Genomic DNA, 19,815 nt, shown 5'->3' with positions numbered 1-19,815 from the left:
CATACCTTGAATAATATGGACGGGCGCAAAATCGCACCCGCCAAAGGGGTCAGATTACTTGATGCGATAGACGTTTTCGTTGACCGTTCGGCTCCACTTGGCTTCGCCCTGATCGCCGTCTGCTTTCTTCAATTTGCCTGTTTTATCTTGCTGGAAGTATTCAAGCCGGATGGCGCCATATTCAAAGGTGATATCTTCGCTAAGACTATCTTCGTCACCGGACCAGGTCATCTTGCTTAAAACAACCATCAGGAAATGAATTTTCATGAATGTCGCGCCCGACTTACTGCTTGATCCACCTGCGCGGCGAAGCTCTAAGATCGCTTCGTCAAAGTGTTTGCTAAGACACAGCATCTGAAACAACCCACAAGAGGCTGTATCGGTTTTCTTTTTGATCTCAAACTCTTCGAAATCAGTCTTTCCGCCACCGGCACCGCCAGTATCCGAACTGATCTTGATGCTGTTATTTGCACCAAACCCAAAACTCTCAAGTTCAAAGGCTTTTTTTTGTGACATCTCGCTGTCAAGCGTTTCGCCCGCAACGTTGATTTCGTTGTTTTTTGGAAAATAAAGATATGCGTCGATTGCCATTGTAGGTTCCTTTTTAGATTAAAGACTGAAGATCATTGGCGGCCCAGACACTGCTGCGCGCGCCAGTTCTGGATTAAGCTTTCTTCTGAGACGGTAGTTTCGACACCAGCCGAAGCGACACCGATAGCCCCTCAAGCTGATAGTGCGGCCGCAGGAAAAATTTTGAAGTATAGTAACCGGGGTTGTCCTCGACCTCTTCCACCTGCACCTCTGCCGAGGCGAGTGGTTTGCGCGCTTTTTCTTCTTCGGGTGAGCTGCTGGCGTTGTAATCAACATAATTGTTGATCCAGTCCTGCAACCATTCCTGCATATCGTTGCGCCCTTGGAATGATCCGACCTTGTCGCGCACGATGCACTTCAGATAATGGGCAAACCGACAAGTCGCAAAAAGATATGGCAAACGGGCTGCAAGATTTGCGTTGGCTGTCGCATCAGGATCATCATATTCTGCTGGTTTGTGCAGCGACTGTGCGCCGATGAATGCGGCTGTGTCTGAGTTCTTGCGATGGATCAACGGCATCATGCCATTTGCTGCAAGCTCGGCCTCGCGGCGATCCGAAATCGCAATTTCGGTCGGGCACTTCATATCGACACCACCATCATCAGTTGGGAAGGTGTGGTTTGGCAGATTGTCAACAGTTCCACCGGATTCCACACCGCGGATGCGTGTACACCAGCCATACTCTTTGAAGGATCGGGTAACATTGCGCGCCATGCCATAGGCCGCATTGACCCAGCAATATGTCTCGGAATTCGGGCTTTCGGTGTCCTCTTCAAAAGCGAACTCCTCGACCGGGTCCGTTTTTGCACCATACGGATAACGCCCCAGAAACCGTGGCATGGCCAGACCCAGATAACGGCTGTCTTCGCTTTCACGTAGGCTGCGCCATGCAGCATATTCCGGCGTCTGGAAAATCTTGGTAAGATCCCGTGGATTGGCGAGTTCCGACCAGTTGTCCATCTGCAAAAGCGACGGATCAGCGCCCGTCAGGAAAGGCGCGTGTGACGCGGCCGCAACCTTTGACATCTCACTTAGAATTTCGACATCCTGCGGGTTATGGGCAAAATGATAATCGCCGATCAGACACCCATATGGTTCGCCGCCAAACTGTCCGTATTCTTCTTCGTACAGCTTCTTGAAAATAGGCGACTGGTCCCATGCTGTGCCTTTGAATTTCCGCAGCGTTTTTGACAAATCTTTCTTTGAAATGTTTAGAACACGGATCTTCAACATTTCGTCTGTTTCGGTGTTGTTGACCAGAAAATGCAGACCCCGCCAGGCACTTTCCAGCTTCTGGTAATCCTGATGATGCAGGATCTGATTAACCTGTTCAGTTAGCTTTTTGTCGATCTCGGCAATGATCCCCTCAATCGACCGCAGCGCATCGTCGGATACAAGCGTTTCGTTTTCAAGAACCTGCGCTGCCAGCGTTCTAACAGCCTCTTCGACTGCAGTTCTGGCTTGATCAGACTTGGGTCGAAATTCTTTTTGAAGAAGGGATGCAAATTCGGAGGACGCAAAAATCGTCTCTGTCGTCGCGTCCGCAGTATTATTCTTTGTCTTTGTCATGACCTATTCCTCATTCTCGGAGGTCGCGGCGGGCGCTGATGCTAAAGCTTTCAGCAATTTTGGATCCTTTATGACCTCGGCCATCAGGTTTTCCGCACCGGTCTTTCCGTCCATGTAAGTGGTCAGGTTTGCCAATTGGGTTCGCGCCTCTAGTAAATTTTTTAGCGGCGCTACTTTTCGGGCGATTGCGGCGGGCGAAAAATCATCCATACTTTCGAAAGTCATATCGACAGACAGGTTGCCTTCGCCGGTTAGCGTGTTGGGAACGCTAAATGCGGCCCGGGGTTTCATCGACTTCATCCTGTCATCAAAATTGTCGACATCGATTTCCAAGAATTTCCGGTCAGCAACCGACGGTAACGGTTCTTCGGACTTACCCGAAAGATCCGACATGACGCCCATGACAAAAGGCAATTGAACAGATTTTTCGGCACCATAAAGTTCGACATCGTATTCGATCTGAACCCGTGGCGCCCGGTTGCGTGCGATGAATTTCTGACTGCTTGTTGTCATCGTGTGTATCCTTTTGTTTTATTTGGGTTTATCTGCCATCCAGCGCGGGTTGCGCCACGCGGGCATTAGTCTTCATCTTCGTCCAAACCACCGATCAGGGCGACGTTTTCCACGCCCAGCGGGGCCATATCTTTCATGATCGTAAAGAAATCCGCGGAAACCAGTTTCTTGGCCCGGGTCAGCAAAAGCGGCAGCGGGCTGGACGGTTCATTGCGGGCATAATAATCGACGATACGGTCGATTGCGTTCACAACATCCTTGGGGCAATTGATTGCACCGATGCCCTGTAAATTCGGTGTTGCCTTTGGTGCTGCCGTATATACGTTCGGAGCCACATCATCATCTTCAGCCAACGTGTTATCTGTATACTTGGCAAGATGCTGTTTAATATCGTGCAACATCTTCAAAAGTGGCGTCAGATCTGGCCCAAGCGCCCCAAGCTTGTCATCAAAGATCGCCAGAATTGCCTTGGCATGGTCTTGCAGGGCGACAATTGCAGCCATGGTTTCAGTAAGATTGTCAGCACCCTGATCCTGAAATGCTGCAGAAATATTTTGCGCCGAAGGTACATTTTCAATCTCGGACCCAGGCGTGATCTCTCCGGCTGCAATTTCCAGATCACGCAGACAGAACCGCCCAAAGGCACGGCTATTCGTCAGTGGCGCCATTCGCAGTGATCGTAAAACCGTTGTCCGGTTTGTCAGGCCAAGTACGGCATTGACCCGCATTGTGGGGTCATCATCATCTTCTTCATCCAATTGCGGATGCACGCTGTCCCAGAAATTCTCAAGACAATCTCGGATATAGCGTAAAACCTGTTCAAACGCAGGCAAACCCTGTGTCCGAAGTGCCGCGTTCGCAAGCGTCACCGCAATGCGCAGATCTTTTGTGCGGTCAAGCAATGCAGTGGCCAGATCAATGACCTGATCATAATCCGGATCTGCCGCCGGTATCACCGACTCTCCGATCATGCGTTCTTCGCCGGGCTGATTGGCCGTTTCCAGCTCTATAAAGTCAGCGTCATATTCAAGATCTTCGCCGCTTGGTGCCTCATCAGCTATGGTTTTAAAAAGTTTATCCAGATCAAGCATAGCGCTTCCCTTTGATGCACAGCGCGTTGAAATGCTGCTGCATTTGTATTTTCAACATCAGTTCATATTCCTTTTCCATCAGGATGCGGTCGTTGGTCGCTTTGGGCTGCCTTAAGAAAACCGGCTTTTTCGGCCGGATCATTCAGCGTGTCTGACAAGGCTTGAACAAGATCTTCGATGGATGTGGACTTCGCCGCATGGCGCTTGACCAAAACCGTTGAAATCGGACCAAGCAGCGGCTTGAGAAGTGCAATAAGATGATGTAAGTTATCGTCCGAAATTCCAGCCGGCGCAGGCCCCACATTTGCAGCCAGCAAACGTAAAAGCGATGCATGCATTTCGTGACGCTCGTCCTCCTGCGTCAGTTCTTTAAGAATGATATCAAGCAGTTCTTCGTTGTTTGTGGCGCTTGCAGCAGCACGACGCGCAATAACCCGGCCCATTGGACCAATCTTGTCGATCAAATGGCGTTCAACCTGTGTCAGTGTCTGCGATGACATCCGGCTCAGCATGGTGTTGGATCCGACTTTTGCCTGATCTCGCTTGGGACGCGCGGATGTCGAAAGGCGTATCGACGCGGTCCCGTCTGCTGTCGGCAGGGCGGCCACAAGTGCGTCACGCATGTCCGCAGCACTGGCAAAACGGTCCTTTGCATCCGCATTCATCGCCTTTAGGACAACATCATCCAGTGCCGATGGTATTTCAGGTACGATCTGGCTTGGCGCAGTGACGTTTTCGGATCGCGCCGCGACCAGCAATGCCTCGATGCCACCGCCTTCGAAGGGCTTCTTACCAGTCAGCAATTCGTAAAGAACGATGCCGGTTGCATAGATATCTGCGCGGGCATCAACATCGCCGCCCGAAAATTGTTCCGGTGCCATATAGGACGGTGTTCCGATCATTCCCGCGCCGGTCTTGTCCATGGCGGTGATCCGGGCGATGCCAAAATCAGTCAGCTTGACCGTTCCGTTTTCGGTGACCATCACGTTGGCAGGCTTCATGTCGCGATGCACGATCCCTGCTGCGTGGATACAGGCCAGACCATCAAGGATCTGGGCCATGATCGACAGAACTTCCTGCAAATCCAATCCGTCCGGGGCGGCCAGCCGATCTTCAAGGGTGGTCGACCGGATACGCTCCATCACCAGATAGGGGACCTGATCTTGCTGAAGGTATTCAAATATCGTGACCAGATTGGGGTGCAGAACACGACCCGCCGCCCGGGCCTCGCGCGCAAACCGTTCCAGCCAATCCCCGTCGCCGGATGCATCAATCAGATGCTTGTGGACGGTTTTGATGGCGACTTGGCGATCAATATCAGGATCGTGGCCCGCATAGACCACACCCATAGCCCCTTCGCCCAGAATACCATCCACATGGTACTTTCCGATCCGCCGATGTTCGCGGGGCTTTATGATCGTTTCATCATTCATCGATCATCTTCATGGCGCTTTCCAGACTGCGCCGCATACGGTTGAAAGATTTCGAAAGTGAACTGATCTCATCCCGCCCGGGCTTTGCGTATTCCGGGATGGAAAAATCACCAAGACTGACTTGTTCGGCCACTTGTGACATGCGCGCCACAGGGCGCAGTACGATCCGACTGAGCATGATATTGGTTGCAATCAGAACAATGATGAATGCAGCCACAAGCGCGGAACTCAGGATAATGCTTGTTTCCTGCGCACGTTCATCAACCAAGGACATTGGTGCCGATATGATCTGCGCACCGACCGTTTCACCCAACTCCCAACCGAAGCCATTCTCAGATCCATACAGATCGACCATAGCCGGTGGCGCAAACTCTGGGTTGCCATGGCACCGCAAACAGCCAGGTTGATTGATCGTTACTGGGAACGCCACTGTCAGAAAACGTTCGCCGTTGTCTTCGACAATCGCAGACAATTGATCAAGTGCCGGGTCGGCCCGAAACTGTTCAATCAGCGACGTTTCCAGTTCATTTGGCAAATCCGCCGGATTGGTTGGATTAAGGGCCGCTTCTTTATAGCTGTACTGAGGAAACTGCTGCCGGAAAATCGAAAAAACCGTGCGCGCGGCATAAGACGTGATTGTCTCGGGTAGGAACAGAATATCATTATCGTCCGACAGAAGCGGGTCAATGCTGTTCAGGGTATAGGATCGCACAGCCGTGGCATTGGCACGTAAAAGATTGATTTCTCGCTCGACGTCTTGCACTGCGGACTCTTGCACAATCCAATAAGACATGCCTGTCGCAGCAACGATCCCAAGCACACATGCCAGAACCAGAACGATGTTATATTTAAAGCGAAGACCCATGCGGTTCATCCTTAGTCAAAGATTGCGATATCGGTGCTCGAAGCTGTTAAAAGGGTGCTCTATCCCTGCACTCTCAGGTCAAGCAGTTGTCGTCTGGTCAGAAGACCTGTCTGTTCTTCGGATCGTGTGGTTTGAAAAATTGTGATTGCTTCGCGGGTTTGCGGACCGAAAATTCCATCAACAAGACCCTTGTAATGGCCAAGGTCCCGTAATCTGCGCTGGATTGACCGTTTTGCAGACCGCGACATCGACCGTTCCAGAATTTCCAATTCCTCAAGCGTTTCGGGCGCTTCCACGACCTGAGGCGGCACAGTTGCCACTGGATTTTCCACCACTTCACTGGGTTCCGTTTCATCGGGCACCACAGTAACAGGGTCGGGCACAGACACAGGTTCAGGTGCGCGTTTCAGGAAAATTGGGGCGTTCGGTAGTTCTGACACCGACACGCCATCATGAACGGTCATCCGGCGGAACATCGCACCGATTTCCACAGTATCATCTTGACCTGCAGCCGCGATGACCTGCAGCACCAGATCTGCAGTATTGTCACTGACAACAACGATGGAACTGGCGCCTGCAACGGGATCGGGTGCAGTCACGATCTGAGCCATACCAGTTGGCAATCCGCCTGGCGGTTCGCTGACAGTTGTGACCACAGCACCACCTTGTTCAGCCTGTGCGGCGGTGCGCGCAAAGGCAAGAAGTGGAATGGCTTGTGTGAACAGATCCGTGGGTCTGCCCGTGCCATCAGTATAGGACAACAGGCCTGCACCATTCGGCATGACGTATTCGCGCCCTTCAAACGAAACAGCGGGCATATCAAGATAAACGAAAGTTGCGCTTGCATCCTCGGACTCGTCCGCGAAACGCCGCACCATTGATCGTAATTCGGCATTGTTCGGATTGATCGAACGCAATGTTTCAACCCCCATTGACTGAAGTTGGGATTGCACATCATCTGCACGCGCTTCGCCGTCACCAACCGACACAACAAGCGCCACAACGCGGTCATTTTGCGCTGATGCTTGCTGGGCGCTTAAGATCAACCCGATGGCCAGCAAAAGACCGCGTGCAAGGATGTCGGGCCTGGACCAAGCATATGTCTGCCGCTGTAAAATCATGGTATGCACAAGGCCGCGCTGTCGACGACGGCATGTATCGCTTTACACGCATCCAACATCGGAACCTCCCCTTTTAAAGTTATCGCAGCACGAAGGGCCTGCATGGTTTCTTCAAATGTCAGGTCCGCCTGATGCGCCAACAACAAGGCCACAACGCCAGACACATGCGCCGCAGAAATGGATGAACCTGATACATAGCGATGACGGTTTTCCGTGGCCGTGCTGATCACATCGACCATTGGTGCCGGGATACGACCAGTGGCGATCCCGCCTGCCGCGATCACACCATCAATCGATGCGGGAAACGACATTTGGTCGGTTTCGCCCGATGCAGCGACGATGATCATCCCGTTTTGGATAGCGGCTAGCACAAGTTCTTCAATCAGCGGATCGAACGGTCCGCCAATGCTTAAATTAAGAACGTCAACACGGTTCAGAATGGCGAAGTTCAATGCACGGGCCAGTGAAAAGCTGTTACATTGCCCGGATCGACCCGGTGCCTCCCAACATGCCCTAAGCCCGATTAACGTGGCACCCGGCGCAACACCAACCATACCAGTGGCGTTTGTTGCATCGGCAGCAATAATACCTGCGACTGCGGTTCCATGTGCCTCGGGGATATTTGGCGGGGATACAGCCACGAAATCATGCGTTTCAAACACCTGGCCCATCAGATCCTGATGTGTACTGTCGATGGCCGAATCCACGACGCCAACCCTGATGCCCGCCCCAGTAGACAACAGATGTGCTTTTGACACATTCATATGGTCCAACGACCACTGCAAGGGAAAAAGCGGATCAGCATAACGCTGCTCATACGTCTGGAAATCCTGCATACGCTGGACCGTTCTGATGCGCGCATCAGCGCGCATACCGGCGATCAAAGCATCAATATTCGGATGGCCGCTTGTATCGAAAATTAGGCAATGGACGGAAATGGCCCGAAGCGGCCATTCTGCGGTAAAAGGTACACCAAATTGTGCCTCGATTCCTTGTGCGATCACGGCAAGATCCGCAGGATCATCCAAAGGTACGGTTAGAATAAGAAAACTGTCTGATGTGATCTGATCAGCATCCACCAACTGCCAGTCCTGCGCATTAGCAAGCTGAGCAAACCCAAGCATCAGTGTCCCAACCAACGGAAAAATCAATTTAGCAAAAGTCATTGTGACACCTGCGGGGCAGCAAACATGATCTGTGATGTTGCCATAAGGGCGTCCGCCACAGCCTGCATATCGGTGCCACCGGATACTGCGGCTTCGTAAATACCGACGTCAGACGGACCTGACACAAGCACTGCATCAAATTCGACAAGAAGACGGTCCAACTGGTCTGCTGTGACGTTGGGTGCGGTCTGAAATTTGATGATATGTGTGGCTGCTTCAACCTCGGTCGTCAGGGTTTCAAAGCTGTTTCCAAAAGGCAGAACAACGATAATTGCAAACGCGACAGCTGCAACACCTGCAAGTGCGATGAATTCCCCCTGCAATCCCTCAAAGCGCCACCATTTGCCCGCTGTTGGCAAACCAGTCAGCTCTTCCGCTTTGACTTGCGCCCGCAGATGTTTCCAGCTTCGCGAGAGGGGGGCGTCAAAAGGGTCAATTTTGATAATGTCCTTGGCAAGACGACGCTGGCGTTCGATCTCGGCTGCACATTGGGAACACCCTTTGCTGTGATCCCGGACTTGCTGGGCCTGATCAGACGGCAAGGATCCGTTCACATACCAAGGGATCAATTCCCAGACAGAGCCACGGCATTCTTCGGGCCCAGGATTTTGTGGGTTATGCAACTGCATTCTGATTACCTATGTTGATGTCTTCGGACAGCATTGCGCGCAGACGTCGGCGTGCTGTCATCATGCGGGTCTTGACCGTGCCCACGGGGCAATCAAGAATTTCAGCGATCTCGGTGTAAAGATAGCCATTATAGTATGTCAGCTCGACCACTGCCCGCAGTTCGGGGCGCAGTTGCTTCAGGGCTTTGGACAGGTCTCTTGTCAGAATAACCGCGTCTGCGGTGTCTTTGTTATCGCTGACCATATTTTCATCCAGCGCGACATCGCCCCGGCGCAAACCAAGTTTTTGGCGCTGCTTCAGGGCCATGCGATAAGCGATACCGAACATCCAGGTCGATGGCTTTGATCGTCCTTCAAACCGATCGGCGGTGCGCCAGACAGTCATCAGAACGTCGTTTGCAACTTCTTCTGCAGCTTCCTGATTGTCAGCAATCCGTTTCGCAAAATGCATCAGTTTCGGAAAGTATTTACGATGGATGTGTTCAAACGCGTTCATATCTTTCTGCGCGATGGCAGAAAGCAAGGCTTCATCTGACTGATGCGCCGACCCATTGGACCGGGTTCGGATTGACTTGAGTATACGCATGACGCGGCTTCACTTTCTTGTCTCTGGTGATAAGTCCCGCGCTGCGACCAAAAGGTTCATTCCCCGGCCCCACAAACTTTGCGGAACTAAAATTCACGGGTTGATGTTTGGGGGGCGGTCGACACAGAAAGTGCCAAAGTTTGGCATCAAGGATCCTGTCTTGGCCTTGGTCCATGTTTGGTCGCTTCTGAAATCACACACGCTCCGGTCTCCTGAAAATCGCTGCTTGGGGTTCAAGCAGACGGTCATTGTCTGGAAGGCACTCACGAACGAAGTGCCGACGGATCAGGGTTTAGGAGGCGGGTGTTGTGGCCAGCGTTGTGACAACCGTGGTAGAAAACGTGTTTGTTAACTTTTCTGACCAGAAAACAGCCAGAAAACGGTAAAATTCATGAAATTTTAAGGTGTAGGTACAGGCGTTTTGATCAAAGCGGGAATCAATCACGCAACAAGCTGCCAATTAAGGAAAGGGTGTGCCTAATGCTAATGTTGTTTATCTGCGCACAGCATGCAGGAAACGATACAACTTATAATGTGTGGACGTTTAAATATGATCTTTGGTTTTGTTTGCCTGTTGCTTGGAATGCTAAGGATTGGTGCGGTTACATTGTCTGGCTAAATTTATGCCATTTGTGCATGCCTATCCGAAGGTCTGAAACGGACCAGTGTTTCTTGATCAATCTTTCAAGTCATGAGGGATCATAAGCTTAGCGACTTAATCATTCCATCCTGTGCTGCGGCATCGGCGGCATCTGCCAACATCTGGGCTTTCAGCCCATCCACACCCGTTGGCGTGACTTGCATACCTTTGGTCAGCGCATCGACGAAATGCGCCATTTCGGCACGATAAGCCGCAGCATAACGTTCCAGAAAAAACGGTTCGGGCGTTGCTTTGCACATACCGCTGGCGTTTGACAGCTCGATAGTATTTTCAAGCATATTATCAGCGCGCAACATACCGGTACTGCCGTGGACTTCGATACGCTGGTCATAGCCATAGGTTGCACGACGCGAATTCGAAATCTGACACAGCTTTCCGCCCGCAGTCTTTAGCGTTACGACAGCTGTATCGAAATCACCCACCGCGCCGATTGCGGGATCAATAAGGCAAGATGCGGCAGCCGTCAGCTCAATAGGGTCTTCACCCAACAAAAACCGCGCCATATCCAGATCATGGATCATCATATCGCGGAATATCCCACCCGACGTTTTCACATAGTCAATCGGGGGTGGCGACGGATCACGTGACATGATCGTCACCAACTCAATACTTCCGATAGCCTGTTCAGAAATCTGACGCTGCAGATGGGCGAAATTTGGATCAAACCGTCGATTGAATGCAGTCATGAACGGCACGTCAGCTTTTTCGACAACCGCAAGGCAATCCTTGATGCGATCAACTGACAAATCAACCGGCTTTTCACAGAAAATCGCTTTGCCTGCGGCTGCAGCCGCATGGATAAGATCGTAATGCGTGGTCGTGGGTGTGCCGATAATCACCGCATCAATGCTGGGATCCGCCATCATTTCATCTGGTGTGACAACATTTGCGCCCAAAGTGACGCCCAGCGCTTGTGCTGCTTTTGGCATTACATCTGATACTGCCGCCGCACGTGCATTGACCATCCCACGCAAAGTTGTGCCATGCACCTGTCCAATACGGCCACATCCTAATATCCCGATGTTGATCATCACGTCAGCCCTTCAAATTACAAAGAATATGGCGTGCGGCTTTCACCATTGGATCATGTGTATCTTTCAAGATAGCCACACGATCAAACCGCGCAGGGTCACTGTTGACGGCCTGGCGTAATGCGGCGCCAAAGGCCATGCGCAGCTCGGTTCCGATATTGAATTTGCAGATGTTGGTTGTGCGTGCCAGATGCTGGCGCTGCGCAACCGGCACGCCGGATCCGCCATGAATGACCAGCGGAACATCGGTCGCGGCCTGGATTGAAGCGATGCGCTGTTCGTCCAGACCACCTTCGTGATTTTGCTGCAAATGAACATTGCCAACTGAAACCGCCATCGCATCAACACCCGTTTCAGCGCCAAATTGTGCAGCTTGGCCAGGGTCAGTACCGTCCGATGCTTCGCCCCCTGAATAACCCACGAAACCAATCTCTCCTTCACAAGAAATGCCCGCTGCATGGGCCATCTTAACGATTTTCCGGGTCTCGGCGATATTTTCGGCCAAGGGCCTGCGTGAGCCGTCAAACATCAGCGAGGTAAAGCCGCAATCTAAAGCCTCGGCACATTCATCATAGGTGTAGCCGTGATCAAGATGGGCAACGACAGGCACGCTGGCCGTTTCGGCCAAATGACGAAACATATGTCCTAAAACAGGCAGTGGTGTATGCGCACGGCAACTTGGTCCAGCTTGCAGGATCACAGGGCATTTCTCTGCCTCGGCCGCCTCAACAAAGGCGCGCATATCTTCCCAACCCAGGGTGACCAAACCACCAACGGCATACCCATGCTGCAATGCAGGCTGCAAAACCTCTGAAAGCGTCGCAAGGGTCATTTGAATTTGGCGATCATGTCTTTGATACCTGGAATGGTTTCCAGTTGATCGGCATGGGATGGTTGAAAATACTGCACCAGACTGCGTTGCGACAGGCCACCCAGGATGGTGAAATAATACATCTGATAGCCGGGCAAGACCGCACAGGGGTGATAGCCGCTATCAAGGCAAATCGTCGATCCATCCACCAGATGATAAGCGTCGCCCGGCTTGCCATCTTCACGCTGAAGCATCTGAACACCCGATCCATGGTTTGGCTTAAAGCGGAAATTATATGTTTCGTCATGGCGCGTCTCAAGCGGCAACCGGTCAGTATCGTGTTTGTGGCTGGGGAAACCAGACCAGCCGCCTTCGCCGACAGTGAACAATTCTGACACCAGAAGTCGGCCAACCTTGTCATGATATTTTGTGCCAAGGATATGCTTGATCTTGCGATGTGTCTTGGTGTCATCGGAACCATATTGGACCATATCCAGTTCATCTGCGCGCACAGAAAAGGCATCAAGGACGCCATCATAACGCGCACCGCAAACAAACACCTCTGCCGCATTGCTGGTGCAAACCATGGTCGCACGGGCTGCAGTGGGTACATAAACGCCCTCTGGTTCACCATCCCATACATCTTCGCTGCGCTGACCAATGCCCGTGGCCTTGAACCCTTCGATGTCGATATCCACGGTGCCTGTAGCAGGCACGATACAGGTCTCGTAACCGGGCACAACGTATTCAAATGCCTGGTCTTTGGTCAGCTTGACTATGTTGAAATAGTTAAGCGGAACCGTTGGATCATCCACATCCACGATTGGTTTATTTTGGTTATCAAACGGCGGAATATGCATGTGTTGATCCTTTATGCGGCAGTCGGGCCAGGGTGTTCAGCCATGAATTTTTCAAGTATTTGGGTATCTGGCATAGCGGGCGCGCAGCCCGGGCGTGACACGGTAATGGATGCACAGGCCGACCCGCGCAAAATCGCGTCATGCAAGGACCGGTCTTGCGCAAGACCGGTCATCAGACCTGCCATAAAGCTGTCGCCTGCCCCAGTGGGTTTTAGCGCGGTTACAGGCCAAATTCCTGTATGAATTTCTTCACCATCAGAAAATGTTACAGCGCCCTTTTCACCCATTTTATAGATGACAATACGCCCTGTGCCATCGGCCAGTTCGCGCGCTTTGGCCAGTCCTTTATTGATGTCACCTGCCATAAAGCCAAATTCTTCATCATTGCCCACAATCATGTCGCAGTGGGTGGCGGCGCGGCTTAGCACATCTTCGGCAACCTGTGATGATGGCCATGAATAGGGACGGTAATCCACGTCAAAGATGATCGGCAATCCAGCGGCTTTTGCACGCGCAAAGGCATCAAAAGTTGCACTACGCGATGGCTCGGCGGCGAATACAGTCCCTGCGGTAATCAGTGTGCCAAAATGACCATAGTCGACGGCGGCCACATCATCAGGGCCCATCTGAAAATCAGCAGCGCCATTTCGATAGATTACATTGCGATGCCCTTTGACACGGCTTTCATAAAAGGCCAATGAATTGCGATATTCACCGCCGACGGGGGTCACATACGCAGTGTCAACACCGTATTTTTTCAACTGACCTATGCAATAACTGCCTATGCTGTCATCTGACACACGGGTCACCAAAGACGCACGTCCACCCAGCTTGCAAATACCAGCAGCGATATTGGCTGAAGATCCACCAAGACCAACAGCGACCGTTTCAGCATCCTCGGCCGCCACGCCCGCATCGGTAAAAAAATCAATGCCCGCGCGGCCTATGATCACAAAATTATTTGCGCGGATCCCGTCCAGAAGTGTGGTCATCATACACCTTTTCGCTGGCGCGATCGGGCGCTTTCAATCTCGGTATGAGCAGCTGTCACCTTGGTGTTGTCTGAAATACCAGGCGTGCCCACTTCCCACCATGTGTGCCCTTCGGTTGTCCAACCTTCATAGGCGTCGACCTTCATGCAAATCACATAAGTCCTGTCAGCACTTTTGGCGCGGGCAAAGGCATCAGCCAGATCCGCAGGTGTTTCAACTGTTTCGGACAATGCACCAAGGGATCGCGCGTGCGCTTCGAAATCCACGCCCACTTGCAACGTAGCCGTTGGCGTATCTGCAATCAGATTATTAAAGCTTTCGTTGCCGGTATTGTTTTGCAGCTTGTTAATGACTGCAAAACCGCCATTGTCCAGCACAAGCACGATCATCTTTTTTTGCGTTAAAACAGAAGAATAAATATCTGAATTCATCAGCAGATACGATCCGTCACCGGTGAACACGATCGTGTCCTTGTCGGGTTCCTTTTCGGATTGGGCGATGCGTGCACCCCACCCGCCAGCGATCTCGTATCCCATGCAAGAGAACCCAAATTCCACGTCAACAGTACCGATATCCAGCGTTCGCCAGTTTGCAGTCACCTCGGCTGGCAATCCACCAGCGGCTGCGACCACGCGATCGCGTGGATCACAAAGCGCATTCACCACCCCGATGGCCTGTGCATAGGATGCAGGACCATTTCCGATGCGGGTGTTTTTAGACACGTAATCGTTCCACTTTGCCCGTTTTTCTTGCGCAGATATGGTCCAATCACTGGGGGCTTTGTAAGCGTCCAAAGCGTCACCCAAAGCTGTCATTGCCAGTTTGGCGTCACCTATCACCGTCATCGACATATGCTTGGCCGCGTCATGACGGGCGACGTTCAATCCGATGATCTTGGCATCATGTGCGAAAGCGGTCCAGGAACCGGTGGTAAAATCCTGCAATCGTGTGCCCACGGCAAGGATCACATCCGCCTGTTCTGCAATTGCATTGGCACTGTCTGAACCCGTAACACCAATAGGACCCATGTTCAGCGGGTGATCATTTAACATATTGGCGCGACCGGCAATGGTTTCCACGACAGGTATGTTATGTGTCTCGGCAAAAGCGGTCAGCTTAGATACGGCACCGGAATACTGCACACCACCACCGGCGATGATCATTGGACATTTGGCGTTTGATAAAACCGCGGCAGCATCTGTGATCTCATCTATATCGGGGGCCTGACGGCGAATGCGGTGTACGCGGTCGGCAAAGAATGACAGCGGATAGTCATAGGCCCAGCCCTGCACGTCTTGTGGCAAGCCGACAAAAGCAGGGCCGCAATCAGCAGGATCCAGCATGGTATTTAATGCCGCTGGCAACGACTGAATAATCTGCGCAGGGTGGGTGATGCGATCCCAATAGCGTGTGACGGGTTTGAATGCGTCATTTAAACCAAGCGTTGGATCATCAAAGTGTTCCAGTTGTTGTAATACAGGGTCGGGTAAACGTGTGATGAACGTATCCCCACACAGCATCAGCATCGGCAAACGGTTCGCATGGGCAAGGGCCGCTGCGGTCAGTAAATTTGCCGTACCTGGCCCGGCAGATGCAGTGCAAAACATAAACCGCCGACGCAGATGCGCCTTGGCATAAGCGGCCGCGGCAAACCCCATGCCTTGTTCATTCTGTCCCCGGTATAATGGCAGTACATCTTTATGATCAAAAAGTGCCTCGCCTAGACATGTTACATTTCCATGGCCAAAAATCCCAAATCCACCGCCGCACAGGCGGGTTTTAGCCCCTTCAATCTCAATGTATTGTACTGCAAGATAACGCACGATGGCCTGTGCGACCGTCAGTGTCACGGTTTGGTGCGATTGTCCCAAGTTGTCCTCCCGAGGGTGGCAGGATTTCATTTCAGTTCAGCCAACATTCCTATTGACCCACGCCACGAAACAAAGATAACCATTTTGCAACCGGTTGCAATTTGTTTTTTGGGAGACCTGCAGAATGACCGACATTGGGATCGGAATTGTCGGTGGTGGTTACATGGGCAAAGCCCATGCAGTGGCCTATGCAGCCGTGGGCGGGGTATTCGAAACTGCGCTGCGACCAAGGCTTGAAATGGTTTGCGCCACATCAGAACAATCAGCCGAAAGATATCGTAAGGCCTTTGGGTTTGCCCGTTCGACCGATGATTGGCGCGTCCTGGTGAATGACCCTAACATACAGGCAATCATTATCGCTTCGCCACAAGAGACACATCGCCCCATTGCAGAGGCGGCTTTCGCCCTTGGTAAATCCGTTTTTTGTGAAAAACCTTTGAGCGCCACACTGGACGAAAGCCGCGCCATGGTTGCCGCAGCCAAGACCGCGGGCAGTATAAATATGGTTGGCTTCAACTATATTCGCACGCCCGCATCGCAATATGCCCGTCAGCTTGTGGCTGATGGACGAATTGGGGAAATCACATGGTTTCGTGGCGAACATACAGAGGATTTCTATGCCGACCCCAAGACCCCGCCCAGTTGGCGCACGAAAGGGGATGCCAATGGCACCATGGGTGATCTAGCACCCCATATGATCAATGCGGCAAGGGCGCTGATCGGGCCGATATCGGCGCTTTGCGCATTGGTCGAAACGGTGCATGAGGACCGTAGCGGTATAACCGTGACCAACGACGATCAGGCGCAGATGATGTGCCGCTTTGACAATGGTGCACAGGGTCATCTGTTCTTTAGCCGTATCGCGACAGGGCGCAAAATGGGCTATGCCTATGAAATCCACGGCACCAAAGGTGCCATCCGCTTTGATCAGGAAGATCAAAACGCGATCCATCTGTACACAATGGAAGGGCCCGAGGCTGAACGTGGTTTTCGCAAAATTCTGACAGGTCCGGTCCATCCCGATTATCTGCCTTTTTGCCAAGGCCCGGGACACGGCACAGGGTACCAAGATCAAATCATTATCGAAGCGCGGGATTTTCTGCGTGCAATCTACGAAAATCGTAACATCTGGCCCACATTTGCCGAAGGAATGGAGGTCAATCGCATCGTCGCCGCGGCCATGGATTCCAGTCGCAAGATGGCATGGGTCAATGTCGCTGATTATTGATAAGGAACTGAAAGCATGATTGAAATTGGAAATGCGCCTTGTTCCTGGGGTGTTGAGTTCGCAGATGATCCACGCAATCCTGAGTGGCGGAAAGTGCTTCGGGAAAATGCGGATGCAGGTTACAGCGGGATCGAATTAGGGCCCATCGGCTTTATGCCCGAAGATCCGGAAATCCTGCGCCCTGCTCTGGACGAGTTCGGGCAAAAACTAGTTGGTGGTGTTGTCTTTCGCCCGTTTCACGACCCCGACAAATGGGACGATGTGTTGGATGCATCTGTACGTACCTGCAAAGCGCTTGCTGCGCATGGTGCGCAACATTTGGTGCTGATCGACAGCATCTCAGCGCGGCGCGCGCCAACCGCTGGTCGCGCTGATGAAGCGGAACAGATGGACAAGGCTGAATGGACAGCCTTCCGCGATAAGATCGCCATGGTCGCAAAAATGGGAACTTTGGAATATGGATTGACCGTTGGCATTCACGCACACGCAGGCGGCTTTATGGACTTTGAACCGGAATTGGAACGGTTACTGGACGAAGTTGACGAAAACATCCTGAAAATCTGTTTTGATACCGGTCATCATTCCTATGCCGGCTTTGATCCAGTGGCCTTTATGAAACGACATATCGGTCGCATCAGCTATATGCATTTTAAGGACATTGATCCTGATGTAAAAGCGCGCACTGTTGCCAATCGTACCGACTTTTACAAGGCCTGCGGCCAGGGTATTTTCTGCAACCTTGGTGATGGCGATGTAGATTTTCCTGCTGTACGTCAGGTTTTGCTGGATGCAGGATTTGATGGCTGGTGTACAGTCGAACAAGACTGCGATCCCAATGGCAACACATCCCCTGTAGAGGACGCGAAGTTAAATCGGGCCTATTTGAAATCTATCGGCTTTGAAGGATCTGAGTCATGGCAAAACTGAAGTGGGGCATGATCGGCGGCGGGGAAGGAAGTCAGATAGGACCAGCACATCAGCTAAGCGCTAGACTGGACGGGTTGTTTGATTTCTGCGCTGGCGCTTTGGATCATCGTCCAGACTATGGGGTGGATTATGGGCAACGGCTTGGGCTGGGCGATCGTGCCTATGGCGGATGGCAAGAAATGCTGCAAGGCGAGAAAAAGCGCGATGATCGTATAGACCTGGTCACCGTTGCAACGCCCAATTCCACCCACTTTGAAATTACCAAAGCTTTTCTTGAAGGCGGGTTCAACGTATTGTGTGAAAAGCCGATGACGATGACAGTCGAAGAAGGTGAACATATCGTCAGTATCGCCAAAAAGACCGGCAACATCTGTGCTGTAAATTATGGCTATACCGGTTATTCGCTTGTCCGGCATATGAAGGCGATGATTGCACGCGGCGATATCGGCAAAATCCGTTTGGTAAACACCGAATTCGCCCACGGGCACCATGCGGATGCCGCCGATGCGGATAACCCGCGAGTACGATGGCGCTATGATCCGGCGCTAGCGGGTGTTTCTGCCCAATTTGCCGATTGCGGTATTCACGCGCTGCACATGGCCAGCTTTGTCACCGGCCAGAATGTTACCAAACTGTCCGCTGATACGGTCTCCTGTATCGACATACGCACGCTTGAGGACGACGCAATGGTGAATTTTCGCATGGATGGCGGCGCCGTGGGGCGGCTTTGGACATCATCCATCGCCATCGGACGCCAACATGGGCTGGCTATTCAGGTATTCGGGGAAACCGGCGGACTGCGCTGGTCGCAGGAACAACCGAACCAGCTGTACTACATGCCGCTTGGTGAACGGCTGCAAGTGATTGAACGTGGCGAGGCAAACCTGTCACCTGAGGCCGACCGCACCACACGTGTGACTATCGGACATGCCGAAGGGATGCCGCTGGCCTTTGCCAATATTTATGCCGATCTGGCCGAAGCCATCAGCGCACGCAAAGAAGGTCGTGCGATAGACCCAGCCGCAAATCTTTATCCAAAGGCCGAAGATGGGTTGCGATCAATGGCAGCTGTGCACGCCGTCGCCGCATCTGGCAAGGCAGACGGCGAATGGCTAGACGCAAGGCCAAAGTCAATGCGATGAACATCTAAGCGTAAAAAAAGGCTATGGTGTGTAACGCCACGCACCTTTGACTCATCGCCACTGATTTTTTGAGTCTGATCAATGGGCCGCGTCATGTAATATTGCCCCAAACGTCACGGATTTCTGGCCTACACAGGGTGTTCAAGGTCTTGGGGCCAATCTAAACAATACGGAGGAAACCGACTTCGGGTTTGAGGCAGCTACGTAAGCGAAGACTACGAAATTTACTTGGACGGTCGATCATTTGGCGATCTCTCGATGGCTTGGCACTATGCTTGTTCGCTGTGCTTTTCCAACGATGATCTATTCAGTCGAAAGATCAAAGACGCTCACCCGGTAGTACGCGAGACCTTCCTTGAATGGGTCGATGATGAAGAGCAAGAAATCGTTTACCTTCTAGCGCCCGCTGACAAAGTGAGGCGACGAATGCACATTCAAGGATATACCGACGAACGATGCATAGCCCTCTGGGAACGTGAGTAACGGACGATGACGGTTCCATGCATGAGATACGTAGGACGAATTGGAGCAGTCAGATTGATTGCTATCATGGCGCTTTAGAGAACAAAGATGCTATCTCAAAAAGATTTCTTGAGAGCATAAAACGCCCGACAACACCTGAAGAACTAAAGGTAGATTATCCAGAAATGGATCTACTACTTAACGCTATCTTTCGGGCATTTCATTGAGAAAATTTCATCGAAATCAGGTTACTCAATGACAGAAA

The 19,815-nt window shown here is 52.0% G+C and carries 18 protein-coding genes; 3 read left to right on the top strand and 15 right to left on the bottom strand.

Going from position 1 to position 19,815, the window contains the following annotated elements; genetic code table 11:
- Window positions 1-54 precede the first annotated feature (54 nt).
- From HRQ87_RS02580 to iolD, 15 genes are all read right to left on the bottom strand, one after another.
- Window positions 55-591, bottom strand: coding sequence for an Hcp family type VI secretion system effector (locus HRQ87_RS02580; RefSeq protein WP_174134891.1), 537 nt, complete (start codon window positions 589-591; stop codon window positions 55-57).
- A 73-nt stretch (window positions 592-664) separates the two neighbouring features.
- Window positions 665-2,161: a type VI secretion system contractile sheath large subunit gene (tssC, locus tag HRQ87_RS02575; RefSeq protein WP_174134889.1), complete on the bottom strand. Its 1,497-nt coding sequence runs from the start codon at window positions 2,159-2,161 to the stop codon at window positions 665-667.
- 3 nt (window positions 2,162-2,164) lie between these two features.
- The gene (gene tssB / locus HRQ87_RS02570; RefSeq protein ID WP_174134887.1) at window positions 2,165-2,674 is read right to left on the bottom strand and encodes a type VI secretion system contractile sheath small subunit; all 510 of its coding nucleotides are present in this window, start codon (window positions 2,672-2,674) and stop codon (window positions 2,165-2,167) included.
- Between the two features lie 65 nt (window positions 2,675-2,739).
- Window positions 2,740-3,765, bottom strand: a complete 1,026-nt coding sequence (tssA, locus tag HRQ87_RS02565; RefSeq protein WP_174134885.1) for a type VI secretion system protein TssA — start codon at window positions 3,763-3,765, stop codon at window positions 2,740-2,742.
- 62 nt (window positions 3,766-3,827) lie between these two features.
- Window positions 3,828-5,198, bottom strand: coding sequence for a serine/threonine-protein kinase (locus tag HRQ87_RS02560; RefSeq protein WP_174134883.1), 1,371 nt, complete (start codon window positions 5,196-5,198; stop codon window positions 3,828-3,830).
- Complete coding sequence (locus HRQ87_RS02555; RefSeq protein ID WP_174134881.1) at window positions 5,191-6,063, bottom strand: Tll0287-like domain-containing protein; 873 nt, start codon at window positions 6,061-6,063, stop codon at window positions 5,191-5,193. Before HRQ87_RS02555 ends, HRQ87_RS02560 begins: the two co-directional genes overlap by 8 nt.
- A gap of 59 nt (window positions 6,064-6,122) precedes the next feature.
- Window positions 6,123-7,184: a peptidoglycan-binding domain-containing protein gene (locus HRQ87_RS02550; protein WP_174134879.1), complete on the bottom strand. Its 1,062-nt coding sequence runs from the start codon at window positions 7,182-7,184 to the stop codon at window positions 6,123-6,125.
- A complete protein-coding gene (locus HRQ87_RS02545; protein WP_174134877.1) occupies window positions 7,181-8,350 on the bottom strand; it encodes a S8 family peptidase in 1,170 nt (389 codons plus the stop codon). The genes HRQ87_RS02550 and HRQ87_RS02545 overlap by 4 nt, the downstream gene beginning before the upstream one ends.
- Window positions 8,347-8,979: an anti-sigma factor family protein gene (locus HRQ87_RS02540; protein ID WP_174134875.1), complete on the bottom strand. Its 633-nt coding sequence runs from the start codon at window positions 8,977-8,979 to the stop codon at window positions 8,347-8,349. The genes HRQ87_RS02545 and HRQ87_RS02540 overlap by 4 nt, the downstream gene beginning before the upstream one ends.
- Window positions 8,966-9,565 carry an RNA polymerase sigma factor gene (locus HRQ87_RS02535; RefSeq protein ID WP_174134874.1) on the bottom strand — a complete coding sequence of 200 codons (600 nt, stop codon included), beginning with the start codon at window positions 9,563-9,565 and terminating at the stop codon, window positions 8,966-8,968. The genes HRQ87_RS02540 and HRQ87_RS02535 overlap by 14 nt, the downstream gene beginning before the upstream one ends.
- Before the next feature lie 699 nt (window positions 9,566-10,264).
- On the bottom strand, window positions 10,265-11,257 hold the full coding sequence (iolG, locus tag HRQ87_RS02530) for an inositol 2-dehydrogenase (RefSeq protein ID WP_174134872.1): 993 nt from the start codon (window positions 11,255-11,257) through the stop codon (window positions 10,265-10,267).
- Between the two features lie 4 nt (window positions 11,258-11,261).
- Window positions 11,262-12,089, bottom strand: a complete 828-nt coding sequence (locus HRQ87_RS02525) for a class II fructose-bisphosphate aldolase (RefSeq protein ID WP_174134870.1) — start codon at window positions 12,087-12,089, stop codon at window positions 11,262-11,264.
- On the bottom strand, window positions 12,086-12,928 hold the full coding sequence (locus tag HRQ87_RS02520) for a 5-deoxy-glucuronate isomerase (RefSeq protein ID WP_174134868.1): 843 nt from the start codon (window positions 12,926-12,928) through the stop codon (window positions 12,086-12,088). The genes HRQ87_RS02525 and HRQ87_RS02520 overlap by 4 nt, the downstream gene beginning before the upstream one ends.
- An 11-nt stretch (window positions 12,929-12,939) precedes the next feature.
- Window positions 12,940-13,920, bottom strand: coding sequence for a 5-dehydro-2-deoxygluconokinase (gene iolC / locus HRQ87_RS02515; protein WP_174134866.1), 981 nt, complete (start codon window positions 13,918-13,920; stop codon window positions 12,940-12,942).
- Window positions 13,920-15,821 (bottom strand): 3D-(3,5/4)-trihydroxycyclohexane-1,2-dione acylhydrolase (decyclizing), encoded by a 1,902-nt coding sequence (gene iolD / locus HRQ87_RS02510; RefSeq protein ID WP_174134864.1) that lies wholly within the window; start codon window positions 15,819-15,821, stop codon window positions 13,920-13,922. The genes iolC and iolD overlap by 1 nt, the downstream gene beginning before the upstream one ends.
- A gap of 94 nt (window positions 15,822-15,915) precedes the next feature.
- Between iolD and HRQ87_RS02505 the strand changes: the two genes are divergently transcribed.
- Genes HRQ87_RS02505 through HRQ87_RS02495 form a run of 3 tightly spaced genes read left to right on the top strand, consistent with a single transcriptional unit; the run spans window position 15,916 to window position 19,088 of the window.
- On the top strand, window positions 15,916-17,019 hold the full coding sequence (locus tag HRQ87_RS02505; protein WP_174134862.1) for a Gfo/Idh/MocA family protein: 1,104 nt from the start codon (window positions 15,916-15,918) through the stop codon (window positions 17,017-17,019).
- Between the two features lie 15 nt (window positions 17,020-17,034).
- Window positions 17,035-17,946: a TIM barrel protein gene (locus HRQ87_RS02500; RefSeq protein WP_174134859.1), complete on the top strand. Its 912-nt coding sequence runs from the start codon at window positions 17,035-17,037 to the stop codon at window positions 17,944-17,946.
- Entirely contained in the window at window positions 17,934-19,088 is a 1,155-nt protein-coding gene (locus tag HRQ87_RS02495) for a Gfo/Idh/MocA family protein (RefSeq protein WP_174134857.1), read from the top strand. Before HRQ87_RS02500 ends, HRQ87_RS02495 begins: the two co-directional genes overlap by 13 nt.
- Window positions 19,089-19,815: the final 727 nt, after the last annotated feature.

Origin of the sequence: Parasulfitobacter algicola (genome assembly GCF_013315265.1) — a bacterium.
GTDB lineage: Bacteria > Pseudomonadota > Alphaproteobacteria > Rhodobacterales > Rhodobacteraceae > Parasulfitobacter > Parasulfitobacter algicola.
This window is presented reverse-complemented; position numbering and strand designations above follow the sequence as displayed.

Bases quoted from the DNA above. Each gene is read 5' to 3' on its own strand.
- HRQ87_RS02580 (WP_174134891.1), bottom strand. From the start codon at position 591: ATGGCAATCGACGCATATCTTTATTTTCCAAAAAACAACGAAATCAAC.
- tssC (WP_174134889.1), bottom strand. From the start codon at position 2,161: ATGACAAAGACAAAGAATAATACTGCGGACGCGACGACAGAGACGATT.
- tssB (WP_174134887.1), bottom strand. From the start codon at position 2,674: ATGACAACAAGCAGTCAGAAATTCATCGCACGCAACCGGGCGCCACGG.
- tssA (WP_174134885.1), bottom strand. From the start codon at position 3,765: ATGCTTGATCTGGATAAACTTTTTAAAACCATAGCTGATGAGGCACCA.
- HRQ87_RS02560 (WP_174134883.1), bottom strand. From the start codon at position 5,198: ATGAATGATGAAACGATCATAAAGCCCCGCGAACATCGGCGGATCGGA.
- HRQ87_RS02555 (WP_174134881.1), bottom strand. From the start codon at position 6,063: ATGGGTCTTCGCTTTAAATATAACATCGTTCTGGTTCTGGCATGTGTG.
- HRQ87_RS02550 (WP_174134879.1), bottom strand. From the start codon at position 7,184: ATGATTTTACAGCGGCAGACATATGCTTGGTCCAGGCCCGACATCCTT.
- HRQ87_RS02545 (WP_174134877.1), bottom strand. From the start codon at position 8,350: ATGACTTTTGCTAAATTGATTTTTCCGTTGGTTGGGACACTGATGCTT.
- HRQ87_RS02540 (WP_174134875.1), bottom strand. From the start codon at position 8,979: ATGCAGTTGCATAACCCACAAAATCCTGGGCCCGAAGAATGCCGTGGC.
- HRQ87_RS02535 (WP_174134874.1), bottom strand. From the start codon at position 9,565: ATGCGTATACTCAAGTCAATCCGAACCCGGTCCAATGGGTCGGCGCAT.
- iolG (WP_174134872.1), bottom strand. From the start codon at position 11,257: ATGATCAACATCGGGATATTAGGATGTGGCCGTATTGGACAGGTGCAT.
- HRQ87_RS02525 (WP_174134870.1), bottom strand. From the start codon at position 12,089: ATGACCCTTGCGACGCTTTCAGAGGTTTTGCAGCCTGCATTGCAGCAT.
- HRQ87_RS02520 (WP_174134868.1), bottom strand. From the start codon at position 12,928: ATGCATATTCCGCCGTTTGATAACCAAAATAAACCAATCGTGGATGTG.
- iolC (WP_174134866.1), bottom strand. From the start codon at position 13,920: ATGACCACACTTCTGGACGGGATCCGCGCAAATAATTTTGTGATCATA.
- iolD (WP_174134864.1), bottom strand. From the start codon at position 15,821: ATGAAATCCTGCCACCCTCGGGAGGACAACTTGGGACAATCGCACCAA.
- HRQ87_RS02505 (WP_174134862.1), top strand. From the start codon at position 15,916: ATGACCGACATTGGGATCGGAATTGTCGGTGGTGGTTACATGGGCAAA.
- HRQ87_RS02500 (WP_174134859.1), top strand. From the start codon at position 17,035: ATGATTGAAATTGGAAATGCGCCTTGTTCCTGGGGTGTTGAGTTCGCA.
- HRQ87_RS02495 (WP_174134857.1), top strand. From the start codon at position 17,934: ATGGCAAAACTGAAGTGGGGCATGATCGGCGGCGGGGAAGGAAGTCAG.